General features: G+C 68.6%; 5 protein-coding genes. 4 read left to right on the top strand and 1 reads right to left on the bottom strand.

The window, feature by feature from the left end; genetic code table 11:
• Window positions 1-244: 244 nt before the first annotated feature.
• Window positions 245-775: a DUF6676 family protein gene (locus G6030_RS06615; RefSeq protein ID WP_182642592.1), complete on the bottom strand. Its 531-nt coding sequence runs from the start codon at window positions 773-775 to the stop codon at window positions 245-247.
• 253 nt (window positions 776-1,028) lie between these two features.
• On the opposite strand from G6030_RS06615, the gene acnA reads away from it, so the two are divergent.
• The 4 genes from acnA to G6030_RS06595 form a co-directional block, all read left to right on the top strand.
• Window positions 1,029-3,830 carry an aconitate hydratase AcnA gene (acnA, locus tag G6030_RS06610; RefSeq protein ID WP_182642591.1) on the top strand — a complete coding sequence of 934 codons (2,802 nt, stop codon included), beginning with the start codon at window positions 1,029-1,031 and terminating at the stop codon, window positions 3,828-3,830.
• A 92-nt stretch (window positions 3,831-3,922) separates the two neighbouring features.
• Window positions 3,923-4,492: a TetR/AcrR family transcriptional regulator gene (locus G6030_RS06605; protein WP_043568887.1), complete on the top strand. Its 570-nt coding sequence runs from the start codon at window positions 3,923-3,925 to the stop codon at window positions 4,490-4,492.
• Between the two features lie 94 nt (window positions 4,493-4,586).
• A complete protein-coding gene (locus tag G6030_RS06600; RefSeq protein WP_182642590.1) occupies window positions 4,587-5,429 on the top strand; it encodes an aldo/keto reductase in 843 nt (280 codons plus the stop codon).
• Window positions 5,430-5,492: 63 nt separating this feature from the next.
• Window positions 5,493-5,733, top strand: a 241-nt coding sequence (locus tag G6030_RS06595) for an MFS transporter (protein ID WP_182642589.1), incomplete at its 3' end; no start/stop codon positions are given.

Raw genomic sequence — 5,733 nt, 5'->3', positions numbered from 1 at the left:
GGGGCGGCGCGGGCTCCGGTGATGCCTTCCCCTGCGCCACTGGAGTTCGTTACCGCCTCGGGAGAACCGATGGTTCCTTAAGCACCGTAAGTCACAGCGAACACATGTGAAACATCGGGCGGTAAAATACACTGCTGTAACTATTTTCACAGCGGTGCGACGCGGCGTGTCGTCGGACCGGGCGGCGCCCGTGTCGACGGCCGTTGGGTGGCGACGGCCGGGGCGGACGGGTCGTGGCGGAAACTCAGTGGGCGCGTCGGCGCAAGGCGACCGCGAAGGCGACCATCGCCACCACGGCCAACGCCAGGGTCACCGCCGTGACGGTCCCCCACGGCGGGGTCGGCGCCGTGACCTTGTGCGCGAAAACCGCGGCGGAGGCGACGGGGTCGAACTCCTCCCACGCGTCGTCCTGGCCCGCCTCGAGCCGGTGCCGCGGGATCGTGTCGCTGGAGCTGCCGATGAAGGCGGGTGTGCGGACGAGGATCGTGCCCTCGTACTCCTCGTTGAGGAACGTGGCCACGTCACGCGCGTCCGTGTAGACCGCCGCGGGGGCCTCCGTGTAGACCACCTTCAGGTCGAGACCGCGATCCGCCGCCTCCTCGACCACCGACCGCAGACCCTCGACGAAGGGCTCAGGGGCCGAGACGCCGTCGTCGGCGAGATCCGCCACGACCGCCGGGAAGTCCAGCCACTGCGGGACCTCGTCCTCGCCCAACGACGGGATCGGCCCGGCCTCGCGGGCGAGCGTCATCACGGCATCGTCGGGGTTGTCCACGCCCGATATGGTGCCATCTCGCCGTCGTCGCGCCGAACCCACGCGCCGACGGCGCGATAACCGCAGTGCCGTTCCCACGTTCGGGCGTGCCGAGTTTATACAGAACGTCCGTACTGGTAAATTGGGGGCCGCTGACGGATGGCAGGGTCCACAATGGACCGTGTGTCCGCCCCGGCGCCGCCGCCCGACACGCTCGAGGTGACGGCTCCGGGTGGGATGACGAATCGACATAGACACCACGAGTGGAGCTGACGTGACAGCAAGCATTGACAGCTTCGGCGCCAAGGGGACCCTTGAGGTCGGCGACGAGGCCTACGACATCTACCGCCTGTCGGCGGTCCCGGGAGCGGAGAAGCTCCCTTACTCCCTCAAGGTCCTCACCGAGAACCTCCTGCGCACCGAGGACGGCAAGAACGTCACCAAGGCGCACATCGACGCCCTGGCGAACTGGGATCCCAACGCCGACCCGGACACCGAGATCCAGTTCACGCCCGCCCGCGTGATCATGCAGGACTTCACCGGCGTGCCCTGCATCGTCGACCTCGCCACGATGCGCGAGGCCGTCGAGAAGCTCGGCGGCGACCCGGACAAGGTCAACCCCCTCGCCCCCGCCGAGATGGTCATCGACCACTCCGTGATCATCGAGTCGTTCGGTGACCACAGTTCGTTCGACAAGAACGTCGAGATCGAGTACCAGCGCAACGAGGAGCGCTACCAGTTCCTCCGCTGGGGCCAGGGCGCGTTCGACGACTTCAAGGTCGTCCCCCCGGGCACCGGCATCGTCCACCAGGTCAACATCGAGTACCTGGCCCGCTCGGTCATGGTCCGCGACGGCGTCGCCTACCCCGACACCTGCGTGGGTACCGACTCCCACACCACCATGGAGAACGGCCTCGGCGTACTCGGCTGGGGTGTCGGCGGCATCGAGGCGGAGGCCGCCATGCTCGGCCAGCCGATCTCCATGCTCATCCCCCGCGTCGTGGGCTTCAAGCTCACCGGGTCGATCAAGCCGGGCGTGACCGCCACCGACGTGGTCCTCACGATCACCGAGATGCTCCGCAAGCACGGCGTCGTCGGCAAGTTCGTCGAGTTCTACGGTGCCGGCGTCGCCGCCGTGCCGCTCGCCAACCGCGCCACCATCGGCAACATGAGCCCGGAGTTCGGCTCCACCTGTGCCATGTTCCCGATCGACGGCGAGACCATCGACTACCTGCGCCTCACAGGCCGCGACGAGGAGCAGCTCGCTCTGGTCGAGGCCTACGCCAAGGAGCAGGGCATGTGGCTCGACCCCGAGGCCCCCGAGCCCGCCTTCTCGGAGTACCTCGAGCTGGACCTCGGCGACGTGGTGCCGTCGATCGCCGGCCCCAAGCGGCCGCAGGACCGCATCGAGCTGTCCGACTCCAAGAGCGCGTTCCGCAAGGACATCCACAACTACGTCGGCGACGACGCCACGACGCTCGAGGACACCCAGAAGGGCTCCACGCAGTACGGTGACGCCCCGGCCGAGGGTGCCACGCTCGTCCACGCCGAGGAGGGCTCCGTCCGCGCCGACGCCTCCGCCGGCGCCGAGGGCCGGCCCTCCAAGCCGGTCGAGGTCACCGTCGAGGGCCGGGAGATGGTGCTCGACCACGGCATCGTCTCGATCGCGTCGATCACCTCGTGCACCAACACGTCCAACCCGTCGGTCATGATCGGCGCGGGCCTGCTCGCCCGTAAGGCCCACGAGAAGGGCCTGACCGCCAAGCCGTGGGTCAAGACCTCGATGGCCCCGGGCTCGCAGGTCGTCACCGAGTACTACGAGCGCGCCGGCCTGTGGCCGGACCTGGAGGCCCTCGGCTTCCACCTCGTGGGCTACGGCTGCACCACCTGCATCGGTAACTCCGGCCCGCTGCCGGAGGAGATCTCCAACGCGATCCAGGAGAACGACCTCACCGCGACCGCCGTCCTGTCCGGCAACCGCAACTTCGAGGGCCGGATCAACCAGGACGTCAAGATGAACTACCTGGCGTCCCCGCCCCTGGTCATCGCGTACGCGATCGCCGGCACGATGGACTTCGACTTCGAGAACGACTCGCTGGGCAAGGACCACGACGGCAACGACGTGTTCCTCAAGGACATCTGGCCCACCTCCGAGGAGATCGAGGAGACCATCAAGGCCTCCATCTCGTCGAACGAGTACAAGTCCAAGTACGCCGACGTGTTCGCCGGCGACGAGCGCTGGCGCGGCCTCGACACCCCCGACGGCAAGACCTTCGAGTGGGACGAGAAGTCGACCTACGTCCGCAAGGCCCCGTACTTCGACGGCATGGAGATGGAGCCGGAGCCCGTCAAGGACATCAAGGGCGCCCGCGTCCTGGCCAAGCTCGGCGACTCGGTCACCACCGACCACATCTCGCCGGCCTCGACCATCAAGCCGGGCACCCCGGCGGCGCAGTACCTCGACGCCAACGGTGTGGAGCGCAAGGACTACAACTCCTTCGGTTCTCGCCGCGGCAACCACGAGGTCATGATCCGCGGCACCTTCGCCAACATCCGTCTGCAGAACCAGCTGCTGGACGGCGTGACGGGCGGATACACCCGCGACTTCACCCAGGAGGGTGCGCCGCAGGCGTTCATCTACGACGCCGCGCAGAACTACGCCGAGAAGGACATCCCGCTGGTCGTGCTCGGCGGCAAGGAGTACGGCACCGGCTCCTCGCGTGACTGGGCCGCCAAGGGCACCCGCCTGCTGGGCGTGCGCGCCGTGATCACCGAGTCGTTCGAGCGCATCCACCGCTCCAACCTCATCGGCATGGGCGTCATCCCGCTGCAGTTCCCCGAGGGCGAGTCCCACGAGACCCTCGGTCTGGACGGCACGGAGACCTTCGACATCACGGGCATCGAGGAGCTGAACAACGGCACCACGCCCAAGACGGTCAAGGTCACCGCGACCAAGGAGGACGGCTCCACCGTCGAGTTCGACGCCACCGTGCGCATCGACACCCCCGGTGAGGCGGACTACTACCGCAACGGCGGCATCCTGCAGTACGTGCTGCGCAACATGATCAAGGGCTGATCCCCTCACACATCGACGGCGGTGCGCGGTACTCCCTGAATCGGGCGAGGAACTGCGCACCGCCGCGGTGTATCCGCGAGAAAGGTTGTGAGATGCCCAGGGTCAGCCAGGACCACATGGACGCCCGACGCCGGCAGATCCTGTCCGGCGCCCGTGAGTGCTTTGCCGAGTACGGGTTCGAGGGGGCCACCGTGCGCCGGCTGGAGGAGGCCACCGGCATGAGCCGCGGCGCCATCTTCCACCACTTCGACGACAAGGACGCCCTCTTCCTCGCCCTGGCCCACGACGACGCCGCGGCGATGGCCGCCACGGTCGCCGAGCAGGGCCTCGTCCAGGTGATGCGGGAGATACTCGCGGACCCCGACGAATTCTCGTGGCTCGGTACGCGGCTGGAGATCGCCCGCCGGATCCGTACGGACCCGGAGTTCCGGGAACGGTGGACGGACCGGCAGGCCGAGGTCGACGCGGCGATCGTCGCTCGCCTGCGGGAGCAGAAGGCCTCGGGCCGGATGCGCACGGACATCCCCGCCGACGTGCTGCGGGTCTACCTCGACATCATCCTCGACGGACTCATCACGCACCTGGCCACGGGCCGCGGCACCGAGCACGTCAGCGAGATGCTGGACCTCGTGGAGGCGTCGCTGCGCACCGGTCAGGGGTGAGCTCGGGCGCTGCCGAGAAGAGGAAAGTGCGCGTATCGGCCGGGTGGACGTGCGCGAGATCCTCTTCTCGGCGCCGCGGCGTACGTTGTAGCGCATGAGCACACCCCAGACGTACGTCCCCACGATCGAACTGAACGACGGGCGGTCGATCCCGCAACTCGGGTTCGGCACGTTCCAGGTCCCGCCCGCGGACACCGAGAAGGTCGTCTCCGACGCCATCGAGGCCGGGTACCGGCACCTCGACACCGCGCAGATGTACGGCAACGAGGAGGGCGTGGGCCGGGCGGTGGCCGCCTCCGGGATACCGCGCGAGGAGTTCTGGATCACGACCAAGCTCAACAACACCTTCCACGAGCGCACGGCCGCCCGTGAGGCCACCGAGCGGTCGCTCGAGGCGCTCGGCGGCCGGATCGACCTGTACCTCGTCCACTGGCCGCTGGCCATGCACAACGATGTCGCGCGGGTCTGGGAGGCCATGGAGGAGATCCGCTCCGACCTGCCCGTCGACTCGATCGGCGTCTCCAACTTCACGGAGGCGAACCTCGCCCGTCTCGCCGATGCCGGGCTGAGCACCCCGACGGTCAACCAGATCGAATCGAACCCCTACTTCGTCAACGACGAGCTCCGCGCCGCGTGTGTCGAGCGCGGGATCGCCGTTGAGGCGTGGAGCCCGCTCGCCCAGGGCTCGGTCTTCGGGGACCCGCAGCTCACGGCTCTGGCCGAGCAGGTCGGGCGTACCGTCTCCCAGGTGGTGCTGCGGTGGGTCCTGCAGCGCGGGGACATCGTGTTCCCCAAGTCGTCCAGCCCGGCGCGGATGCGGGAGAACCTCGAGCTGTTCGATTTCGAGCTGACCGACGAGCAGATGGCCTCGGTCTCGGCGTTGCACAACGGCACGCGTTCCGGCCCGGACCCGGACGTCTTCGACTGGCGCGGCTGAGCCCGCGCCGGATCCGCCGGCGAAGTCCGGCGGAACGGGCGCGGCGGGTCCTAGAGTCGGTCCATGACAACCACCGACGCGGCCGACGCGCCTGACCGGGTAGCGCGCGACCGCGCCACCACGGCCCCGGTCCTGGCCTCGTACGCCGCGGGCAGCCTGGGCACGGGCGCGTTCGGCACGCTGCCCGGCCTGGTGTTGGCGTACTACCTTACCGACTCGATCGGGGTCGCCGCGGCGGTGGCGACGGTGCTCGTGCTGGTGCCCAAGGTCGTCGACGTGCTCGCCTATCCCCTCATCGGGGCGA

Origin of the sequence: Dietzia sp. E1, from assembly GCF_014145015.1 — a bacterium.
Classification (GTDB): Bacteria; Actinomycetota; Actinomycetes; order Mycobacteriales; family Mycobacteriaceae; genus Dietzia; species Dietzia cinnamea_A.
This window is presented reverse-complemented; position numbering and strand designations above follow the sequence as displayed.